The sequence below is a fragment of the Nocardia sp. NPDC006630 genome, assembly GCF_040611495.1.
Taxonomy (GTDB): domain Bacteria; phylum Actinomycetota; class Actinomycetes; order Mycobacteriales; family Mycobacteriaceae; genus Nocardia.
On record NZ_JBEXOK010000003.1, the window covers coordinates 675,577 to 694,213 of the forward strand.

The following is an 18,637-nucleotide window of genomic DNA, read 5'->3' on the forward strand; positions in this document are numbered from 1 at the left end:
TCGCTGATATTCGCGCAGCGCTTGACGGGTCGCGTGTGGCGGCGGTCATCGGCATGCGCGGAACCGGCAAGACTCACCTCGCGGCAGCCTTGGCCCGCGACGATATCGATACCGGACACGGACTGGTGGGATGGGTCAATGCCGGCACCATCGAAACCGCGCTGACCGGACTGGCCGAGATAGCCGATCGTCTGGGAGTCGCCGACCCCCAGGGCGATTCAGCGATTTCAGCGCGACGGCTCCGGGAACATCTGTCGGGTTCTCGCGAAACCGGGCTGCTGATCTTTGACAATGCGGACGACCCGGACCGAATCCGGCCACTGCTACCCGCCGCCGGCCGCACAATGATCCTGATCACCAGCACCAACCGCGCCTTCGACCAATTGGGTGAGACTGTCGACCTCACCGGCTTCACCCGCTCGGAAGCAATCCACTATCTCCGCGGCGCGACCAAGCTGGCCGACCAGGACGGAGCGCACGCGCTCGCGGCCGTGCTGGGTGATCACCCTCTCGCGTTGTCGACAGCCGCAGGGACCATCACCGGGCGTCACCTCACCTACGCGCGCTATCAGGACCTGCTCGATGCGCGATCACTGCCGGAAATCCTCGGCCGCAAGGCCGGCCAGGATTACCCGCGATCGGTGGCACAGGCGATCCTATTGTCGATCGACAACATCGAAACACTGACCGATGACCCCCGGTTGGACGCCGCGGTCTCTCGGCTCATCGGGGTGCTGGCAATGCTCTCACCGGCGGGCGTACGCCGCGACATACTGCTCGACCCGGACGACCGACTCGACGAAGCCCTGGAGCGATGTGAACAAGCTTCGTTGCTGTCGTGGTCGACGGCTGCCGACACCGTGATCATGCACCGGCTGACCGGTCGAGTCCTGCGCGAACGAGCCGAATCCGCAAACGCCACAAACGAACTCGTCGCCGGCGCACTCGACCTCCTGGAAGCGCACATTTTCAGCGAGGACCGAGCATGGACTCGACGCGAGGAAGGCGCTCACCTCGTCGATCATATCGACGCCCTATGGGGCACTCGTCTACCCACCAGAGCAGCCGACCCCATGCCAGCGCGCGCATTGCGACTGCGCCGCTGGGCGGTACGGCAAATGATCACCTCTGCCAACGTCACCCGATCGATCCCCCTCGGACTCGAGACTCTCACCGACCATGAGCGGGTCCTCGGCCCCGACCACCCCGACACTCTCGTCGCCCGCAACAACCTCGCGTACGCATATGAATCCGCAGGACAACTAGCCAAGGCCATACACCTCTACCAGGCCACCCTCACCGACTGCGAACGCGTGCTGGGCTCCGACCACCCCGACACTTTCTCCTGCCGCAATAACCTCGCTAGCGCATACCGATTCGCGGGACAAATCGACAAAGCCATACGCCTCTACGAAACCAATCTCGCCGACAGCGAACCGATTCTGGGGCGCGACCATCCCGATCTCCTCGTATCCCACAACAACCTCGCCCTCGCGTATTACGCAGCGGGACAACTGGACAAGGCAATTCGCTCGCTCGAACTCAACCTCGCCGACTGCGAGCGGATCTTGGGCCTCGATCACCCCCGCACTTTCATCAACCGGACAAACCTCGCCGCCATCTACGCATCGGCGGGACGAGTCGACAAAGCCGTCTCCGCACTCGAAGGCATCCTCACCGACAGCGAACGCATTCTCGGCCCCGACCACCCCGACACCCTCACCACCCGTAACAACCTCGCTCAGGCCTACGGATCAGCGGGAAATCTCGGCAAAGCCATTCCCCTGCACCGGACCACCCTCACCGACAGCGAGCGCGTCCTCGGCCCCGACCACCCCGACACCCTGATCGCCCGGAACAACCTCGCCCTCGCCTATCGATCCGCAGGACGACTCGACGAAGCCACAGCGCTCTTCGAAACCACCCTCACCGACAGCCAACGCGTGCTCGGCCCCGACCATCCCACCACCCTCACCGCCCGGAACAACCTCGCCCTCGCCTATCAATCCGCAGGCCAAGTCGGCAAAGCCATTGCCGCACTCGAAACCACTCTCGCGGACCGCGAACGGATCCTGGGCCTCGATCACCCCGGCACTTCCATCTCCCGCAACAGCCTCGCCTTCGCGTACCAAGCGGGAGGCCAACTCGACAAGGCCATACCCCTCTACGAAACCACCCTCACCGACCGCCTGCGGCTCCTCGGCCCCGACCACCCCGATACCTTGGTCTCCCGAAACAACCTCGCCTTCGCCTTCCAAACGGGTGGACAACTCGGCAAAGCCATACCGCTCTTCGAAACCACCCTCACCGACAGTGAACGCGTCCTGGGCCCCAACCATCCCACCACCCTCACCATCCGCAACAACCTCGCCAGGGCCCACGCATCGGAGGGCCGATCAGCGGATTGAACTCGGGAGATGGGGTCCAGACAATGGCGCAGCTCGGGCACCGGCCTCCCCGGTGGAAACTCGGGACCCGGTGATCGACTGGCTGGGTCCGGGGGTTCTCAGGCTTCGGGGATATCCCTGCCGAATGTTTCCAGGGTGATGCTGTCCGGGTCGGGGCCGCCGCGGACTCCGGTGTCGAGTGCGTCGATCGCAGCGATTTGCTCGCGGGTGAGTTCGAAGTCGAAGACGTCGAAGTTCTCGGCGATGCGGGCGGGTTTGGTGGATTTCGGGATGACGGAGCGGCCGTGCTGCAGATGCCAGCGCAGCATCACCTGTGCGGCGGATTTGCCGTGCTGCCGGGCGATTTCGAGCAGGGTCGGGTCCTGGAAGGTGCTCTTGGGGGCGTCGCGGTAGGAGGTGATGCCGCCGATGGGCGACCAGGCCTGAGTCACGATGCCGTGCTCGGTGTCCGCCTTCTGCACCGCGGGCTGCTGGAAGTACGGGTGCAGTTCGATCTGGTTCACGGCCGGGACGACGTCGGTCGCGTTCAGCAGGCCGTCGAGGTGCTCGGGCATGAAGTTGCTGACGCCGATGGCGCGCACCTTGCCGTCGGCGAGCAGCTGTTCGAGGGCCCGGTAGGCATCGAGGGTGAGATCGAAACGGCTCGGCAGTGCCTGGTGCAGGATCAGCAGGTCGATCCGCTCGACCCCGAGCTTGGCCGCGCTCTTGTCGAAGGCGTGCAGGGTGGCGTCGTAGCCGTAGTCGCTGATCCACACCTTCGTCTCGAGGAAGATGTCGTCGCGGTCGATGCCCGAGCGCCGGATCCCTTCGCCGACTTCGCGTTCGTTGAGATAGGCCGCGGCGGTATCGATATGGCGGTAGCCCACGCGCAGTGCCTCGGTAACCGCATCGGTCGTGGCCTCGGGCGGGGTCTGGAAGACACCGAGGCCGATGGCCGGCATGTCCACGCCGTTGTTCAAGACGATCTTGGTTTCGGTCATATCTCTACGCTAAGCGCGGCCCCGCGGAGGTGACAGGCACTGCCTTTACCCCTCAGCACGTGTCGCGGCGAAGTGGGGCATTCGGCGTTCTACTCGCTGGTGCGGTGTGCGGCGTCGTGATCGCGATTCTCGGTTGCCGCCCAGGTGGCGAGCATTTTCAGCCCGTCGGAGCTCGGCGTGTTCGCCGCTGCCGTGTACACCAGCAGCGTGAGCCCCGGATGCGCGGGAAACTCCATCGCCTCGAAATTCAGATCGAGGCGTCCGACGACGGGGTGGTGCAGTTTCTTGTGCCCGGTCCGGTGGAATCGCACATTGTGTGCGGCCCAGCGCGTCCGGAATTGCTCACTGCGCGTGGACAGTTCGCCGATGAGCTCGATGAGCTGCTTATCGTCGGGCCGGCGGCCGGCTTCCGAACGCAACATTGCCGCGATGTCGTCGGCCGCACGTTCCCAATCGACGAAGAAGTCCTGGGATGCGGGGTCGAGGTAGACGAATCGCGCATTGTTGGCGGGCCGGCGGGGGTCGGCGAGCAATGGTGCGTACAGGGCGCGTGCCAGGGAGTTCGCCGCGAGCAGGTCGTGACGGGCATTGCGCACCCAGGCCGGTGCGTCGGTAATGGCGTCCAGGATCTGCTGGATCGTATCGGTGATCCCGGCGGCCGGTGTGGTACGTCGCTGCCGAGTAGGCACGGGTGTGGACGCGCGCGCGAGATCGAACAGGTGCGCACGTTCGGCGTCGTCGAGTTGCAGTGCGCGGCAGAGGTTGTCGAGCACGCTGTCGGAGGCGCCGGACAGATTGCCGCGTTCCATGCGCACGTAGTAATCGATGCTGACCCCGGCCAGCAGCGCAACCTCTTCGCGACGCAGCCCTTGCACCCGGCGGTTGCCACCGTAGGCGGGCAATCCGGCCTGTTCGGGGGTGATGCGGGCGCGGCGGCTGGTGAGGAACTCGCGGACCTGTGCCCGGTGATCGTCCATCTCTCCACGGTAAACGCATCGACCCCGGGAAAGGGGGTACTGCCGTTACCTGGAAGAGCGGTCACTCCCGCAGGCGCCGGATTCGGCGTGTACTCGAACTCGTGAGCAAGTCCGGCGGATTACATATCAGCCAGCAATTTGACAGCAATCAGCATGAAGAGCGGAAGGGAGTTCGACAATGAAGCGTCTGGACACGCAGCCGTCCGTGCAGGGGCCAGCCGAGTGGTTCACCGGCGACGTGTGGTTCGACCAGATCTACCAAGGCCAGGAGCCCTCGCGTGCCCGAGTCAATGCCGTGCATTTCACGCCCTGCGCGCGCACCGCCTGGCACACCCACGCCCTCGGGCAAACCCTGCACGTCACCGAGGGCATCGGGCTCGTTGTCTCGCGCGGTGGCGAGGTGATCGTCATGCGGCCCGGCGATACCGTGCACACCCCGCCCGGCGAGTGGCACTGGCACGGCGCGACCGCCGACCACTTCATGACCCACCTGGCGATCTGGGACGGCACCGGCGATCCGCAGACCCCCGAGACCACCTGGGGCGAGCACGTCACCGACGACGAATACCGCCACGCCACCCAGCACCTCACTCCATCCTGAGCCTGCAAAACGCCTGCGACAGAAGGGATTCACCCCATGCCTGACAGCCCGTCCCCCGCCCAGCAGCTGATCGGTGACTTCGCACCGAAGCTGGTGTCGCTGACCGTGGCCAGGGAACTGTTCGAGCAGAACGGATCTCGCGCATGAACGGCTGGACGGCTCATAGGACCCCACGGGACATCACCTTCCGAAGCTAGGGGTCGGCGGTCAGAGCCGAGGAGAGGAAGGTGATGAGTTGGAGGCGAACTCGGTCTTGGGTGAGGCCGTCTTCGCCGGCGCGGAGGGCGGAGAAGAGGGCGGAGACCAGGACGGAGAGGAGGACTTCGCCTGCTATGTCCGCGTCGAGGTTGGGGTCCAGGAAGCCGTATTCCATGCCGCGGGCGACCTGGTGGACTGCTTGGACGCCGAAGAGGCGGGCATTGTGCAGGCAGCGTTCTATGACGCCGTCGTCTATCGAAGAGGCTTCCAGGAGTAGGAAATTCACCAGACCTGGCTCGGAGGCGACGAGGTCGTAGCCGCGGTCTATGACGCGGGCGTAGCGGTCGCAGAAGGCTTCCATGGTGGCCGGATCGGCGTCGGCGTCGGGGCCGAGGAGGCGTTCGCGGATGTGGTCGAAGCAGTGGTCGATGACGGCGTCGAGGATGTCGCGCTTATTGTCGAAATAGTTGTAGAAGGTGCCGTGGCTGACGCCCGCGGCGGCGGCGATATCGTCCACGCCGATGGTGCGGAAGCCGCGCGTCATGACCAGACCGTAAGCGGCGCTGACCAATTCGGTGCGGCGCAGCTCCGCGCGAGCGGCCCGCCGAGCGGTCTTCACCGGCTCACTCACGAAGCCACCCTTCTTGCACGCAGTGCCTTCTCCAACAAGTGCAGCATCACTGTAGTGCTGCGCTCGCGCAGCCGGGGGTCGGATGAGCCGAGTAGTTCCCGGACCATGCCGGGACCCACCAGCGTCAGAATGGTGTGCGCGAGCACCTCCGGATCGGCATCCGCGCGAATCCAGCCGTCCGCGACGCCGCGCGCGAGCTCCACGGCGACCAGGGAGGCGGCCATCGCTTCGAAACCCAGAAGTCGTTGCGCCAGTTCGTCGTCGATGGCCCCGGCTTCCACGAAGAACAGGCGCAGCAGCTGCGGCTCCCGCTCGATCAGCCCATAGAACCGCTCCGCCGCCGCCCGCACCGATTCCAGCAGTTCGTCGATACTGCCCGACGTGCCGAAGAAGGCCGCGATCTGCACCGAGTCCATGATCTTCTCGACACCGAAATCGATGACGTGATCCAGGATTTCGCGTTTACTGCCGAAGTACCGATAGACCGTGCCCTGCCCGATCCCGGCGCGCGCGGCCACCTCCGAAATGGCGGTGGCCTCATATCCGTGAGCGGTGAACACCTCGTAGGCGGCTTCGATGATCTGCCGGCGCCGCCGCAGCGGAAGCTCGTGCTGCGGCGGCCGGCCTGTGCGCGGGACTATTTCGCGGCCCCGTCCTTCGGGCCGCCGTCCTTCGCATCCCCATCCTTCGGGCCGTAGTCGACGACCACCCAGTCGCCACCGCTCTTGGCGACGGTGACCAGCAGCAGATTCGGCACCGTCGCCGGATCCGTCTGCTGAATGTTCTGGGTGCGCTGGGTGGCGTACACGGTCACCGCGTACTGATCGTTACCCTTGGCCTCCACCGAGGTGCCCACGACCTTGCCGGTCGCCACCACCTGCGCGCCGGTCATGATCTTGGACAGCGTGTCGTGCACCTGGGTGTACTTGTTGCGCAGGGCATCCGAGGTGCCGTGCTGCACGCCGTCGAAGAAAGCGGGCAGGTTCTTGTAGTCGTAGTTCAGCGAGCGCACGGTGTAATCGCTCGCCACCTCGGCGGCCCGGTCACGGTCGGAATTGCTGGTGCGCAGCGCATCGAGATCACCGGTGGAGTTGTGCCAGAACACGCCCATGACCACCGCGACGACCGCGAACAATGCGGCGGCGGCCACCGCGATCGGATAGGCCCGAGTGCGCAATCCCCGCAGTCGCAACGGTTTCGGATCAACCGGAGGCTCTGTCACCACAGGGGCAGTGTCGGTCATGACAGGGGCCGCGTCGGTCACCACGGGGGCCGCGTCAGTCACCACGGGGACAGCGTCAGTCACCACGGGGACAGCGTCGGTGACCACAGGGGCCGCGTCAGTCACCACAGGGACAGCGTCAACAGCCTCGGGCTCGCTCGCCGTCACCGAATCCTTCTCCAGCACAACCACTTCCGTACGCTCTTCCGTTTCACTCACGATTGCCTTCTCTCTAACGAGGAAATTCGACGCCGACGTGGGCTGCGCCATCACCGGGGAACACTGTGGCCAGCAGATCGACAATCGATCCGGCATCCACACGCAGCGGCTTGAGGGCGCTGGTGGACGGCTTCAGTGCGGTGGCGATGAACCCGAGGTCGGGTCCCATCTCGGACAGGTATTGGTCGATCTTGGTGACCAGCGGCCCCAGCGGATCGTCGAAAATATGCTCACCGACGTAGGAGTAGTTCTGGAATGCGCCGATGATGTGCAGCAGTTCCGGCAGCGCCGAGTCGATATCGCCCGCGGCGGCACTGAGCGACGGTGCGCGGCCGTCGAAACGGTCGCCGAGCGTCTGCACATTGGCGTACAGCCGCGCGATCTCATCCCGCTTGTCGTGCAGGAGATTCGCGGTGCCGACGAGCGCCCGGGTCAGGTTGGCCACATCGGCGTCGCGGCCCTGGAATCCGGCGGCCACGGTGGTCGCCAGATGCTGCAGTCGCGCCGGATCCAATTGCGCTGTCAGCGCATCCATCTTGGCGAGTGCGTCACCGACGGTCGTGGCGGTCTTGACCTGCCGGTTCGGCACAATACTGCCGTCATGCAGGAACGGCCCCGCGGTTCCCGTCGGCCGGAAGTCGAGGAACTGCTCCCCGGCCGCCGACAGATTGGCGATCTGCACCTGACTGTCCACCGGAATCCGGTACTTCGCATCGTATTCCAGCGTCACCGACAGTCCGTGAATCGTGGCCCCGATATCGCGCACCCGCCCGATGGGCATGCCCCGCAGCGTCACCTCGGAGGTCTTCATCAGTCCGCCGGAAGAATCCAAAAGCACTGTGACAGTGTTGTTCTGGCGACGCGGGTCCAGATTCAGCACGCCGACGGCCATATAGCTGCCGCAGATCAGCGTCAGTATCGTCAGCAGCACCAGCGAGACCGGTCCGGAGAGTGAGAGTTTCATGGCACCATCCCGATGGAGCGCAGGGTCGAAATGAGCTGATCGGCCTGCGCATCGGCCGACACCTGCTGCACCCGCACATCCGGTGAGTTCAGGAAGGGAATCAGCTTCTCCCGCAGCAGCGTGTGGAACGTATCGAGATTCCCGGCCAGTGTGATATCGGAATTGCCGAGCGCCACCGCCGTCGGCGCGAGAATCGAGACGATGGAGCGGAAGTCGCCGATATGCGGCAGCAGCAGATCCCCCGCATTCTGCGCCAACTGGCCACCACTGATGATCAGCTTGATCACATTGAACAGCACATCCGCCAGACCGGCCGCCCGCGCGGGCCCGAGCGTGAGGATGCGATCCACCGACTGGCGCCCGTCCGCGAGCTTGGTCGTAATCTGCTGTGCCCCAGCCAGAATGCGATCGATGTCGGCGGTGTGCGAAGCCATATCACTGAGCGCGGCCCGCCCGGCCTTGTTGATCCGGTCCAGCTCGGCCGGATCGGACGGGAACGCCGCGTTGACGTCGGTCACCAGCTTCTGCAGATCTGTCCACCGGCCGCCGGTGATGATATTCGACAGCGCCCGCAGAATGTCCTCCACATTGGTGGCGGGCACGGTCTGCGACATCGGGATGACATCGCCATTGTGCAGGAAACCGCTGTCCGCGTTCTTCGGCGCCTCCAGCGCGATATGGATATCACCGAGGATGGTGCTCTGCCGCAGTTCCGCCGTGGTGGTCTTCGGCAGCTTGGCATCGGTATGCAGTTTCACCGTCGCGACGGCGGTATTGCCGATCAGATCGATGTGGTCGAGCATGCCGATCTCGACACCGTCGGCGATCACCTTCGCGCGGTCCGGCAGATTCAGCACCGAACCGAATTCGATTCGGACGGTGTAGGTGTCACCGCTCGGATAGGTCCCCGGGATGGGGAGATCGGTGGCCCGCACCCCGCACCCGCTCAGCAGCAGGGTCGCGGCGGTCAGCGCCGGTACGAGCCGCAGCAGTACTCGCCTCATCGGGCACCCGCCTGCGGTAGCTGCGCGGCGAGCGGCGGCAGTTGCGCGAGCAGACTGCCGATATCACCCTGATGCTGCTGCAGGAAGTCGTGCGCCTGCGGCAGATACTGATCGAGCAGTGCGTAGACCTGCTGATCGTATTTACCCGCATTGCGCGCCAGCACCGGCAGGAACTCCACGGCGATATCCACCGCGCCGGCGAATTCGGTGGAGAACTCACCGATCAGCTGCAATCCGGCCCGCAGATTGTCCAGCACCAGTTGCATATCCGGCCAATTGCTCACGAACATGGTGGTGAGCTGATCCAGATTGTCCACCAGCCGCCGGAACACCACATCCCGCTGGGACGGATCCCCGACCACCGCGGACAGCCGCTGCAACAGCTGATTCCACTGCGGCCCGGTACCGTCGATCGCCTTGTCGGCGGCGGTCAGGGTGTCATTGATCAGCGTGTCATTGGCCTCCCCCGGCCCGGTCAGATCTCCGGCCAGCTTGCCCATGGAATCGAGCGCCTCGCTGATGCCGATGGGCGTCTTGGTGTGGTCCAGCGGAATGCATTTCGCGGTATCGAAGCGCGCACCACCGGTGTACGGCTTGGTCAACTCCACATGCCGGTCGGTCACAATCGAACTGGACATGGTGACGGCCTGGATGTCGGCGGGCAACGTCACCTTGTCGCCGACCTTCATGGTGACCCGCATGCGATCGCCGAGCGATTCGATCTTCGAGACGGTGCCGACATCGACGCCGAGCATGGTCACGCTATTGCCCTTGTAGAGGCCGACGGTATCGGTGAACTCCGCGCAGACGTCCTGCTCGGAATCACGCACCGCGCTCGCCCAGGTCACACCCGCGGCCACCGTGGCGATCACCACGACGGCAACCCCGATGGCGAGTACGGCTCTCCCCCGAGGTTTGCGAATCCACTGCATCAGCACGCCTTGCCTTCGTAGGGAATGCACACCTGCACACCGTCGGCGGGCTGATCCGCCTTCACCTGGGTGCCGAGCATGCCGTTGAGTTTGGCGATTACATCGCGCATCCCGTTCACGACGGTGTCGATCCGATTCGGATCCTCCATGATCTTGGAGAACAGCTGCTCGAACTGCGTGACCGCCGGCTCGATGCTGTCGCCGTAGGCCATGATCGGGCGGTGCAGCACCACCAGCAGCCGCTTGACCAGGTTGAACATGCTCACGATCTGGTCCTTGCGATTGCCGAGCGAATCGGCGACACCGCCGAGTTGGCGGACGAAGTCGGCCAGTAGCGCCTTGTCGTCGGCAATGGCGCCGATGTACTCGTCCGATATCTGCAGTGTCGTATTCAACTGCTGCGTACGGTCGGCCAGCACACCGGTCAGATCATTGGCATTGGTGACCAGGCTGCGCAGTGCGTCGGGCTGCCCGGCCAGCGCCTTGTCGAGCTGGCCCAGCGTACTGCGCATGGTGCCGGCATCCACCTTGCTGAAGATGGGTGTGCCCTTGTCGAGAATGTCGCTGAGCTCGAACGGCGTTCCGGTGCGGTCGGGCGGAATGTGCTTGCGCCCCAGGTCTTTATCACCCGTCGGCGCGAGCGACAGGTAATGGCCGCCGATGGGGGTCAGCATCTTGACCTCCACGGCCGCGCGATCACCCACGTGCACTTCGGATTTCACCGTGAAGCTGACCTCGACATGATCGCCGACCAGATCCACCGATCGGATCTTGCCGACATTGATGCCCGCCACCCGGACCTCGTCACCGGAGCGCGCCCCGCCGGAGATCTTGAAATCGGCGGTATAGGTGCGCTGTCCGAACGGCACCACATACAGCGCACCCGCCGCCAGCAGCAGCACCACGCACACCGAGACTCCCGCTATGCCCCAGCGCAATTGGGTCGGCTGATCGCCGCGCCCGGCGAGCACCTCACGAATGAGCTCGCCGAAATACTTCACCAGCGCTTTCAATTGCACACCACCAGGTTCTGGTTGGCGAGGACGACGCCCGCGATACCGGATACCGCGGCCTCCCCGTGCGAACAGGTAATCCGCGGCTTCACGCCATTGCCGGGCACCGCCTGATTCAGGCCGGTGACCACCTGCGGAGTGATCGCGAGCAGCTGCGTGAGCTGGTCGGTCGCCGGCACCAGCCGGCGCAGCAGACCATCGATCGGGCCGTAGGCCTGGTCATAGGCGTCCCGCCCCTCCTCCAGGATCGGAACCATCGGCCCGAGAACGGCTTTGGCGGTATCGATGGCATTGAGCATGATCTGGTTCTTGCTGGTGAACTCGCGCAGAATGTCCGCCAGCTGCTGTACCAGATCGCCGACGGCCTTCGATTTACCGCCGATCTCATCGGACACCAGGCCGAGATTGCGGACCAGCAGCACAATGACCGCTTCACTACTGCTGGCGTGTTTGGTGAGCGTATCCAGATCCGACAGCACCGGCCCGATGCCCGAACCGTCGCCCTGGATCACCCGCAGCAGATTGTCGCCGAACTGGTTGAGCTGCGCGGGATCCAGGGTGTCGAACAGCGGTTTGAAGCCGTTGAACAGTTTGGAGACGTCGAAGCTCGGAATGGTGCGCTGCACCGGAATCGTGCTTCCCGGAGCGAGTTTCGCGCCACCGGCGCCGTCGGTGAGCAGTTCGACATACCGCTGCCCGATGAGGTTCTGGTAGCGCACCGCCGCCTGGGTGTTGTCGTAGATCGGCCGGTCGGTGTTCACGGTGAAGTGCACCCGCGCCTGCGCGCCGTCCAGCGCGACCGTTTCCACCTTGCCGACGGCGACGCCCGACATGCGCACCGAATCACCGGCGAACAGGCCCGACACATCGGTGAATACGGCGTCATAACCGACCTTGTCACCCGGAATCGGGGTGCGCAGGGCGGTCACGATGAACACCGAGCAGGCCGAGACGATGAGCAGGAATATCACGAGCTTGACGGAGGACTTGACGACATCGTTCATTTCGGCACTCCCCCGAGTGAATCAGCCAGGTACGGCATGGTTTTCACAATCAGATCGAGTTGCAGCTGCACTCGGCCGTCCACCACCGGGAAGGCTCCGTCCATGGCGCGCAGCAGATTCGGAATCCGGTTGTAGGCCGGGGCGACCGTGCCCAGCGATACGCTGATCGGCACCGCCAGATCGAGCACACCGCTCAGCACCTTCTCCAGCTCGGGGTTGTTGTGCTGCAGCAGATTCGAAATCCCTAGCAGCACCGCCTGATTCACCCCGTCGGTGGCCTTGTTGGTGCGATCCTGATTCGCCGGATCACCGAAGTACGCGGCTTGTTCGAGCACCCCCAGAACGGCATGACCCGCCGACGGCGTCAGATCCGCGAACGCTCCGGTCATATCCGCACCGATGCCGAGGTAGTGCCCGACCGGCGCCTGCTGTCCATCGGCCAGCATGCGCGCGGTGTCGAAGAACGACTGCAATACCGGCTCCAGGCTGCTCGCATTGTCCAGCAGCAGGTCGAAAAGCCGATGGACGGTAGCGGAGTCGAGCACCTGGGTGAGCCGGGCCGCCCGCCGGAAAACCCCGGCGACGGTCGCATTGGTGGCGTTCTCCCCGATCTGCAGCGTGGCGTTCTCGTGCAGCGGCGCGGTGCCACTCCCCGCCACCAGCTCGATCGCACTGGAGCCGAACACATTCGACGAGGTGAAGCGCGCGGTGACACCCTCGGTGAGCGCGGCCGCCTGCTTGCGGTCGATCTGCACCTCGATGCGCTGATGGCCGTAGCCCTCGGTATTCACCTCGCGCACGGTGCCGATGGCGTACCCGCGGAATTTCACCTCCGCACCCGGCGCCAGCCCCTCGCCGAGCGTCGCGGCATCGATGGTCAGATCGAATTTGTCGGCGAACGATCCACGCGCATAGGAACTTACGACGATTGCGACCGTGACGAGGACGACGGCGATCACCAGACCGCGCAGCCGCAGCATCCACGGTCCGGCACTACGCCCGGAATGATCCTTGAACATGCTCATCGGTCACCCCGAAATCTTGATGCCGACATCGAAGCCCCAGATCACGATGGTGAGGATCATGTCCAGAATGACCACCAGCACCAGGCTGGCGCGAATGGCGCGGCCCGAGGCGCGGCCCACGCCCTCCGGACCGCCGGTGGCGTAGAAGCCCTGGTAGCCGTGGATGAGAATGATGGTGATCACGAAGATCGTCGCTTTGAGCAGCGAGGCGAGCACATCGCTCGGCTGCAGGAAGGCGTCGAAGTAGTGGTAGTAGGTGCCCGAGGATTGCCCGTGCAGCACATTCACCACGGTCGCGCAGGACAGGTACGACAGAATCAGCGTGAGCAGGTGCAGCGGCACGATGGTGATGACACCGGCGATCACGCGGGTGGTCACCACGAACGGCATGGGCCGGATGCCGATGGCCTCGAGCGCATCGATCTCCTCGGAGATGCGCATGGACCCGATCTCGGCCGTCATGCGGCAGCCGGCCTGCGCGGCGAATCCGATGGCCGCCACCATGGGCGCCATTTCCCGGGTATTGGCATAGGCGGAGACGAACCCGGTGAGCGGGCCCATGCCGACCATGTTCAGCGCGGTGAAACCCTCCACGCCGATGGAGCCGCCGACCGCGATGCCGAGGAAGGCCAGCACCGCCACGGTGCCGCCGCCGACAATGATCGCGCCCGAGCCCCAGGTGATATCGGAGAGAATGAGCATGGTCTGGCGGCGATACACCCGCAGCGTATGCGGGATGGCCGTCAGCACCTCGTAGACGAAAGTCGCTTGGTGGCCCAGGGATTCGAAGACTCCCAGCGGGGCCTGCGCGCCGCGTTCGACGATCCGACCGGCCGCGCCGAGCGGCTGATAGCGTGCGGGAACCTGGGTCATCAGCCCACCTGCGTCGGTAGGAACATCGAAACCAGCTGGGTGATAACAAGATTCACACCGAAGGCGGCGATCACGCCGATCACCACCGCGGCGTTCACCGCATTGGCGACGCCCTTGGGACCGTTCATGGCTTCCAGGCCGCGCTGACAGGACACGATCAGCACGATCACGCCGAACAGCACGGCTTTGAGAATCGCCACCCCGAGATCGCTCATCTTGGCGAAGGCCGCGAAGGCCGACAGATAGCTGCCGGGCGTGACGCCCTGGAAGCCGACCGCGATCACATATCCGGTGAAGACGCCCATGAAGATGATCAGCATGCAGAGTAGGGGCGTGAGCACGAGCATGGCCGCCAGCCGCGGGGCGACCAGCCGGCGCACCGGGTCGATTCCCATGGTGCGCAGCGCATCCACCTCATCGCGAATGGTGCGGGCGCCGAGATCGGCGGCAATGGCCGATCCGGCCGCGCCGCCCAGCAGCAGCGCGGTCACCATGGGCGCGCCCTGCCGGATGACGCCCAGACCACCGGCCGCGCCGGAGACGGAGCTCGCGCCGACCTGCTGGGTGAGGCTGCCGACCTGCACCGCGACAATGACGCCGAACGGAATCGATACCAGCACAGCGGGAATCGCGGTCACGCTGACTATGAACCACCCCTGCTGCAGGGTGTCACGCCACGGATGTTTCAGGGCGACGATATCGGTGACGAGGTAGCGAAATGCCGCCACCGCCAGTTGAATGGTGCGCCCGAACGTGCGCAACCCGGAAAGAACGAACTCGACTGCCTGCCGAACGAACGGCTCCGGCCCCCGAATGGCCTTGTCGACCAATGCCTACCACCCCACTGCCACTACTGGTCACTGCCGACCGGTCCCCTTGTTCGACCGCTGCCGACTGACCGAGACAGTAATACAGCTTTCGGACTGACGTGTCAGTCTTCACTGGTTTCACTCGAATGCTTGACCAAGTGGCCAGGTCTGGGGCAGAATGCGCGACTCAGACACTAATAGCCGTTCACTACGAACGGCGTCGAGCAATGGCTTGGCAAACGGCAATGCCGTCGAATCAATTTGAATTGATTCGACGGCATTTCACTTTTGCGAGCAATTAGCCCCGTGCACCGATCAGTTCGCGTGCCGCGCGAATATCAGCGGGACGGCCAATGGCCACCGCACCGGTCATCCGGCCGCCGCGCCGGCCCAGTACCGCGATATCGGGAGTGCCGGGCACACCCCGTACCTCGAGTTCGTCCCCCGGCCGAATGCGGCCCGCGAACTGGAGATTCAGGCCGTACTGCGTAGACCAGCCCCACGGCACCTGCGCACGGTCGGGCGCCACTCCGAGCATCGCCTTCGCCGCCGCCGCGCCCTGCGCCTGTGCGCTGTTCCAATGTTCTTCTCGCACATACGCATCGAGTTCGGGATCGAATCGTGCGGCCGCATCACCGGCGGCGTATATCCCGGGAATCGAGGTGCGATAGTCCTCGTCGACGAGAATGCCGTCGGCCACCGCTACTCCCGCCGCGTCGGCGAGAGCGGTCTCGGGAACCGCGCCGATGGCGATCAGCGCCGCGCCGGCGGTCCACCGGCGGCCGTCGGCCGCGGTCGCGAGCACCCCGTCGGCGACATCCTCGATATCGGTCAGCACCACATCGGTGTGGATCTCGACCGCATTGTCCGCGTGCAGCTTTCGGAAGAACTCGCCGATGGTCTCGGGTGCGACGCGGTCCAGCGGAGTCGGTCCGGCGTGCACCACGGTCACCTGCGCGCCGAGACCGGCGGCGGTCGCGGCGACCTCACATCCGATGAGCCCGGCGCCGACGATGAGCAGCGATCCGTCATCGATGGCCGCGCGGATCGGCGCGATATCGCCTCGGCCGCGCAGTGTGTGCGCACCCAGCCCGACGCCCGGCAGTCGGCGCGGGCGAGCTCCGGTCGCGAGAAGCAGTGCGTCATAGTCGATCTCGGAATCATCGGTCATATGCACCCGGGCGCGTCCGGCATCGATCCCGCGGACGGCCGTTCCGGTCCGCAGGTCGATATCCTGCGCGGACCAGAAGTCCGCCGCCTCCAACAGCATTCGCCGTTCGACCGCGGTCCCGGCCAGCAGTTCCTTCGAGACCATGGGCCGCCGGTACGGCTGGCTGCCCTCCGCGCCCAGCAGCACGATCTCACCGGAGTAACCGGAGCTGCGCAGTGTCTTGGCCGCGGTGGCGCCGGCCACCCCGGCACCCACGATCACGATTCGCTGAGTCACGAGCGACTGACCTCGACCATCTCGAAATCCGCTTTGGCCGCACCACAATCGGGGCAGGACCAGTCCTCGGGGATATCGGCCCAGCGGGTACCGGGGGCGATATCGTCCTCGGGCCAGCCGAGCGCCTCATCGTATTCGAATCCGCACACCAGGCAGCGGAAGAGCTTGTAATCAGTGGTCATGATCGCGTCCTGTTCGATCGGGGCCGGTGGCGACCGCGGTGGATTCGAAGTCGAGCTTCTCCCGGACGCCGCAGTCGGGGCAGCACCAGTCGTCGGGGACCGCGGACCACGGGGTGCCCGCCGGAAAGCCCTCCCGCGGTGCGCCTTTCGACTCGTCGTAGACGTAGTCGCAGACCGGGCAACGGTAGGCGGCCATCACCGGGCTCCGTACCGGGTCAGCACGCGGTCACGCTTGCTCGGCTGGATGTTCACGCGGGTGATATCGCCCTCGTAGTGCGCCACCACCCGCTTGTCCATGACCCGGCGCCACAGTGGCGGGAAGTAAGCCAGACCGATCATGGAGGCGTACCCGCTGGGCAGGTTCGGCGCACCGTCCATACTGCGCAATGTCTGATACCGACGGGTCGGGTTCGCGTGATGATCGCTGTGCCGTTGCAGGTGGTACAGGAAGATATTCGTGACGATGTGGTCGGAGTTCCAGCTGTGCTCGGGGGTGCAGCGCTCATAGCGACCACTGGCGGTGCGCTGACGCAGCAGGCCGTAGTGCTCGAGGTAGTTCACTGTCTCCAGCAGGGCGAAGCCGTATACCGCCTGCAGGACCAGGAACGGCAGCACGATCGGGCCGAAGACCGCCGCGAGCACGCCCCACAGCACCACCGACATGAGCCAGGCATTGAGCACGTCATTGTGGATCGTCCACGGCCGCTTACCCAGTCGCCGCAGGCGCGCCGCCTCCAGCTCCCACGAGGAGCGCAGACTCCCCACCACGCTGCGCGGCAGGAAGGTCCAGAAGGATTCGCCGAAGCGGGAGCTGGCCGGATCCTCCGGCGTCGCGACGCGCACATGGTGGCCGCGATTGTGCTCGATGTAGAAGTGGCCGTAGAAGGTCTGGGCGAGCGTGATCTTCGACAGCCAGCGCTCCAATTCGTCCTTCTTGTGGCCGAGTTCGTGCGCGGTATTGATACCGACGCCGCCGACCACGCCGATGCTCAGCGCCAGGCCGATCTTCGAAACCAGACCCAGGCCGCCGTCGATGCCGAGCCAGGACAGGTCGGTGGCCGTCCAGAGGTAGCAGGCGAATCCGAGGCTCAGCAGCTGGAACGGGATGTAGGCGTAGGTGCAGTACCGGTAGTAGCGGTCGTTCTCCAGCCACTCCATCACCTCGTCCGGCGGGTTCTGGCCGTCCGGGCCGAAGAAGCGATCCAGCAGCGGCAGCAGCACGTAGACCAGGAGTGGGCCGATCCACCACCACACCGGTGCCACGGCCTGCCAGCCCAGCTCGTCGAAGGCCCAGACCAGGCCGGTGGCCAGAAAGAGGGCGGTCGGTGCGACCAGGCCGAAGAGCCACAGGTAGCGCTTGCGGTCACGCCACTGCGGCGGCGGGGCTACGGGGGCCGGTTCACTGATTCGAGACGTCGTCATTGTCGATCTCCTTGGCATTTACACTTCTTGACGAAGTGTATTCAGTAGATACACTTCAATGACGATTGTCAACGGGCGAGACGAAAGACGAGCTCATGTACCATCGGATCGTGGCTGAAGCGCCGAATTTCCAGACCGAGATGCGCCAACTCCTGCGCGAACGGATCATCGACACCGCACGGCGGATCGTCTGCGCCGAAGGCTGGGGCGCAGTGAACATGTCCCGCCTGGCCAAGGAGGTGGGCGTCAGCCGCCCGGTCATGTACAAGGAGTTCGGCAACAAACACGAACTCGCCGAGGTCGTCATCCAGCAGGAGGTCGACACCTTCCTGATCGGCATCGCCGACAGCCTCGCCGTCCACCCGGACGATGTGGTGGCCGGCCTGCGTCAGGCCGTCGAATTCACCCTGCGCACCGGCGCGGACAACACCTTGCTCAAAGCCGTGCTCGCCGGCCGAACCGCCCCGGACACCGCGCTGCTCCCGGTCCTGATGACCGAACCCGAACCCGTGCTCGGGCGCGCGATCGACGCCGTCGCCGCCATGATCCGTGCCCAATACGAACTCGCGTCACTCCCCGACACCGAACTGGCCGCGCTGACGGAAACCCTTGTCCGCCTTGCTCTCAGCCACCTGTTCCAACCGACCGGCTCGATCGAGCGAGCGGTGGATCAGATCGGTGCCGTCATCGCGAGCACCATCGCCCCCGCGCTCATCGGCGACTAGG

Annotated in this window: 20 protein-coding genes; 3 read left to right on the forward strand and 17 right to left on the reverse strand. The window is 65.0% G+C overall.

The window, feature by feature from the left end; translation table 11 throughout:
- Nucleotides 1-35 precede the first annotated feature (35 nt).
- Nucleotides 36-2,408 (forward strand): tetratricopeptide repeat protein, encoded by a 2,373-nt coding sequence (locus tag ABZX86_RS11245; RefSeq protein WP_355122374.1) that lies wholly within the window; start codon nucleotides 36-38, stop codon nucleotides 2,406-2,408.
- 98 nt (nucleotides 2,409-2,506) lie between these two features.
- Here ABZX86_RS11245 and ABZX86_RS11250 read toward each other — a convergent pair whose 3' ends face one another.
- Together ABZX86_RS11250 and ABZX86_RS11255 are read right to left on the reverse strand one after the other, a co-directional pair.
- Nucleotides 2,507-3,388, reverse strand: coding sequence for an aldo/keto reductase (locus ABZX86_RS11250; RefSeq protein WP_355122376.1), 882 nt, complete (start codon nucleotides 3,386-3,388; stop codon nucleotides 2,507-2,509).
- 89 nt (nucleotides 3,389-3,477) lie between these two features.
- Nucleotides 3,478-4,365 carry a helix-turn-helix transcriptional regulator gene (locus ABZX86_RS11255; RefSeq protein ID WP_355122378.1) on the reverse strand — a complete coding sequence of 296 codons (888 nt, stop codon included), beginning with the start codon at nucleotides 4,363-4,365 and terminating at the stop codon, nucleotides 3,478-3,480.
- A gap of 178 nt (nucleotides 4,366-4,543) precedes the next feature.
- Between ABZX86_RS11255 and ABZX86_RS11260 the strand changes: the two genes are divergently transcribed.
- A complete protein-coding gene (locus tag ABZX86_RS11260) occupies nucleotides 4,544-4,966 on the forward strand; it encodes a cupin domain-containing protein (protein ID WP_355122380.1) in 423 nt (140 codons plus the stop codon).
- Nucleotides 4,967-5,159: 193 nt separating this feature from the next.
- On the opposite strand, the gene ABZX86_RS11265 is transcribed toward ABZX86_RS11260, so the two are convergent.
- From ABZX86_RS11265 to ABZX86_RS11335, 15 genes are all read right to left on the reverse strand, one after another.
- Nucleotides 5,160-5,795, reverse strand: a complete 636-nt coding sequence (locus tag ABZX86_RS11265) for a TetR/AcrR family transcriptional regulator (protein ID WP_355122381.1) — start codon at nucleotides 5,793-5,795, stop codon at nucleotides 5,160-5,162.
- A complete protein-coding gene (locus ABZX86_RS11270; protein ID WP_355122634.1) occupies nucleotides 5,792-6,508 on the reverse strand; it encodes a TetR/AcrR family transcriptional regulator in 717 nt (238 codons plus the stop codon). Before ABZX86_RS11270 ends, ABZX86_RS11265 begins: the two co-directional genes overlap by 4 nt.
- Nucleotides 6,433-7,020 carry a hypothetical protein gene (locus tag ABZX86_RS11275; protein ID WP_355122382.1) on the reverse strand — a complete coding sequence of 196 codons (588 nt, stop codon included), beginning with the start codon at nucleotides 7,018-7,020 and terminating at the stop codon, nucleotides 6,433-6,435. The genes ABZX86_RS11270 and ABZX86_RS11275 overlap by 76 nt, the downstream gene beginning before the upstream one ends.
- A 229-nt stretch (nucleotides 7,021-7,249) precedes the next feature.
- A complete protein-coding gene (locus tag ABZX86_RS11280) occupies nucleotides 7,250-8,200 on the reverse strand; it encodes an MlaD family protein (RefSeq protein WP_355122384.1) in 951 nt (316 codons plus the stop codon).
- Nucleotides 8,197-9,204 carry an MlaD family protein gene (locus tag ABZX86_RS11285; RefSeq protein ID WP_355122386.1) on the reverse strand — a complete coding sequence of 336 codons (1,008 nt, stop codon included), beginning with the start codon at nucleotides 9,202-9,204 and terminating at the stop codon, nucleotides 8,197-8,199. The genes ABZX86_RS11280 and ABZX86_RS11285 overlap by 4 nt, the downstream gene beginning before the upstream one ends.
- Entirely contained in the window at nucleotides 9,201-10,136 is a 936-nt protein-coding gene (locus tag ABZX86_RS11290) for an MCE family protein (protein ID WP_355122388.1), read from the reverse strand. Before ABZX86_RS11290 ends, ABZX86_RS11285 begins: the two co-directional genes overlap by 4 nt.
- A complete protein-coding gene (locus ABZX86_RS11295) occupies nucleotides 10,136-11,155 on the reverse strand; it encodes an MlaD family protein (protein WP_355122390.1) in 1,020 nt (339 codons plus the stop codon). Before ABZX86_RS11295 ends, ABZX86_RS11290 begins: the two co-directional genes overlap by 1 nt.
- Nucleotides 11,146-12,153, reverse strand: coding sequence for an MCE family protein (locus ABZX86_RS11300; protein ID WP_355122392.1), 1,008 nt, complete (start codon nucleotides 12,151-12,153; stop codon nucleotides 11,146-11,148). Before ABZX86_RS11300 ends, ABZX86_RS11295 begins: the two co-directional genes overlap by 10 nt.
- Entirely contained in the window at nucleotides 12,150-13,178 is a 1,029-nt protein-coding gene (locus ABZX86_RS11305; protein WP_355122394.1) for an MlaD family protein, read from the reverse strand. The genes ABZX86_RS11300 and ABZX86_RS11305 overlap by 4 nt, the downstream gene beginning before the upstream one ends.
- Before the next feature lie 3 nt (nucleotides 13,179-13,181).
- Nucleotides 13,182-14,051: an ABC transporter permease gene (locus tag ABZX86_RS11310; protein ID WP_355122396.1), complete on the reverse strand. Its 870-nt coding sequence runs from the start codon at nucleotides 14,049-14,051 to the stop codon at nucleotides 13,182-13,184.
- On the reverse strand, nucleotides 14,051-14,866 hold the full coding sequence (locus tag ABZX86_RS11315) for an ABC transporter permease (RefSeq protein WP_297621659.1): 816 nt from the start codon (nucleotides 14,864-14,866) through the stop codon (nucleotides 14,051-14,053). Before ABZX86_RS11315 ends, ABZX86_RS11310 begins: the two co-directional genes overlap by 1 nt.
- A 292-nt stretch (nucleotides 14,867-15,158) precedes the next feature.
- A complete protein-coding gene (locus tag ABZX86_RS11320) occupies nucleotides 15,159-16,307 on the reverse strand; it encodes an FAD-dependent oxidoreductase (protein WP_355122398.1) in 1,149 nt (382 codons plus the stop codon).
- A complete protein-coding gene (locus ABZX86_RS11325) occupies nucleotides 16,304-16,489 on the reverse strand; it encodes a rubredoxin (protein WP_355122400.1) in 186 nt (61 codons plus the stop codon). Before ABZX86_RS11325 ends, ABZX86_RS11320 begins: the two co-directional genes overlap by 4 nt.
- The gene (locus ABZX86_RS11330; RefSeq protein WP_355122402.1) at nucleotides 16,479-16,685 is read right to left on the reverse strand and encodes a rubredoxin; all 207 of its coding nucleotides are present in this window, start codon (nucleotides 16,683-16,685) and stop codon (nucleotides 16,479-16,481) included. Before ABZX86_RS11330 ends, ABZX86_RS11325 begins: the two co-directional genes overlap by 11 nt.
- Complete coding sequence (locus ABZX86_RS11335) at nucleotides 16,685-17,911, reverse strand: alkane 1-monooxygenase (protein ID WP_355122404.1); 1,227 nt, start codon at nucleotides 17,909-17,911, stop codon at nucleotides 16,685-16,687. Before ABZX86_RS11335 ends, ABZX86_RS11330 begins: the two co-directional genes overlap by 1 nt.
- A 110-nt stretch (nucleotides 17,912-18,021) precedes the next feature.
- Here ABZX86_RS11335 and ABZX86_RS11340 point away from each other — a divergent pair, with 110 nt between their 5' ends.
- Nucleotides 18,022-18,636 carry a TetR family transcriptional regulator gene (locus ABZX86_RS11340; protein ID WP_355122406.1) on the forward strand — a complete coding sequence of 205 codons (615 nt, stop codon included), beginning with the start codon at nucleotides 18,022-18,024 and terminating at the stop codon, nucleotides 18,634-18,636.
- Nucleotide 18,637 lies beyond the last annotated feature (1 nt).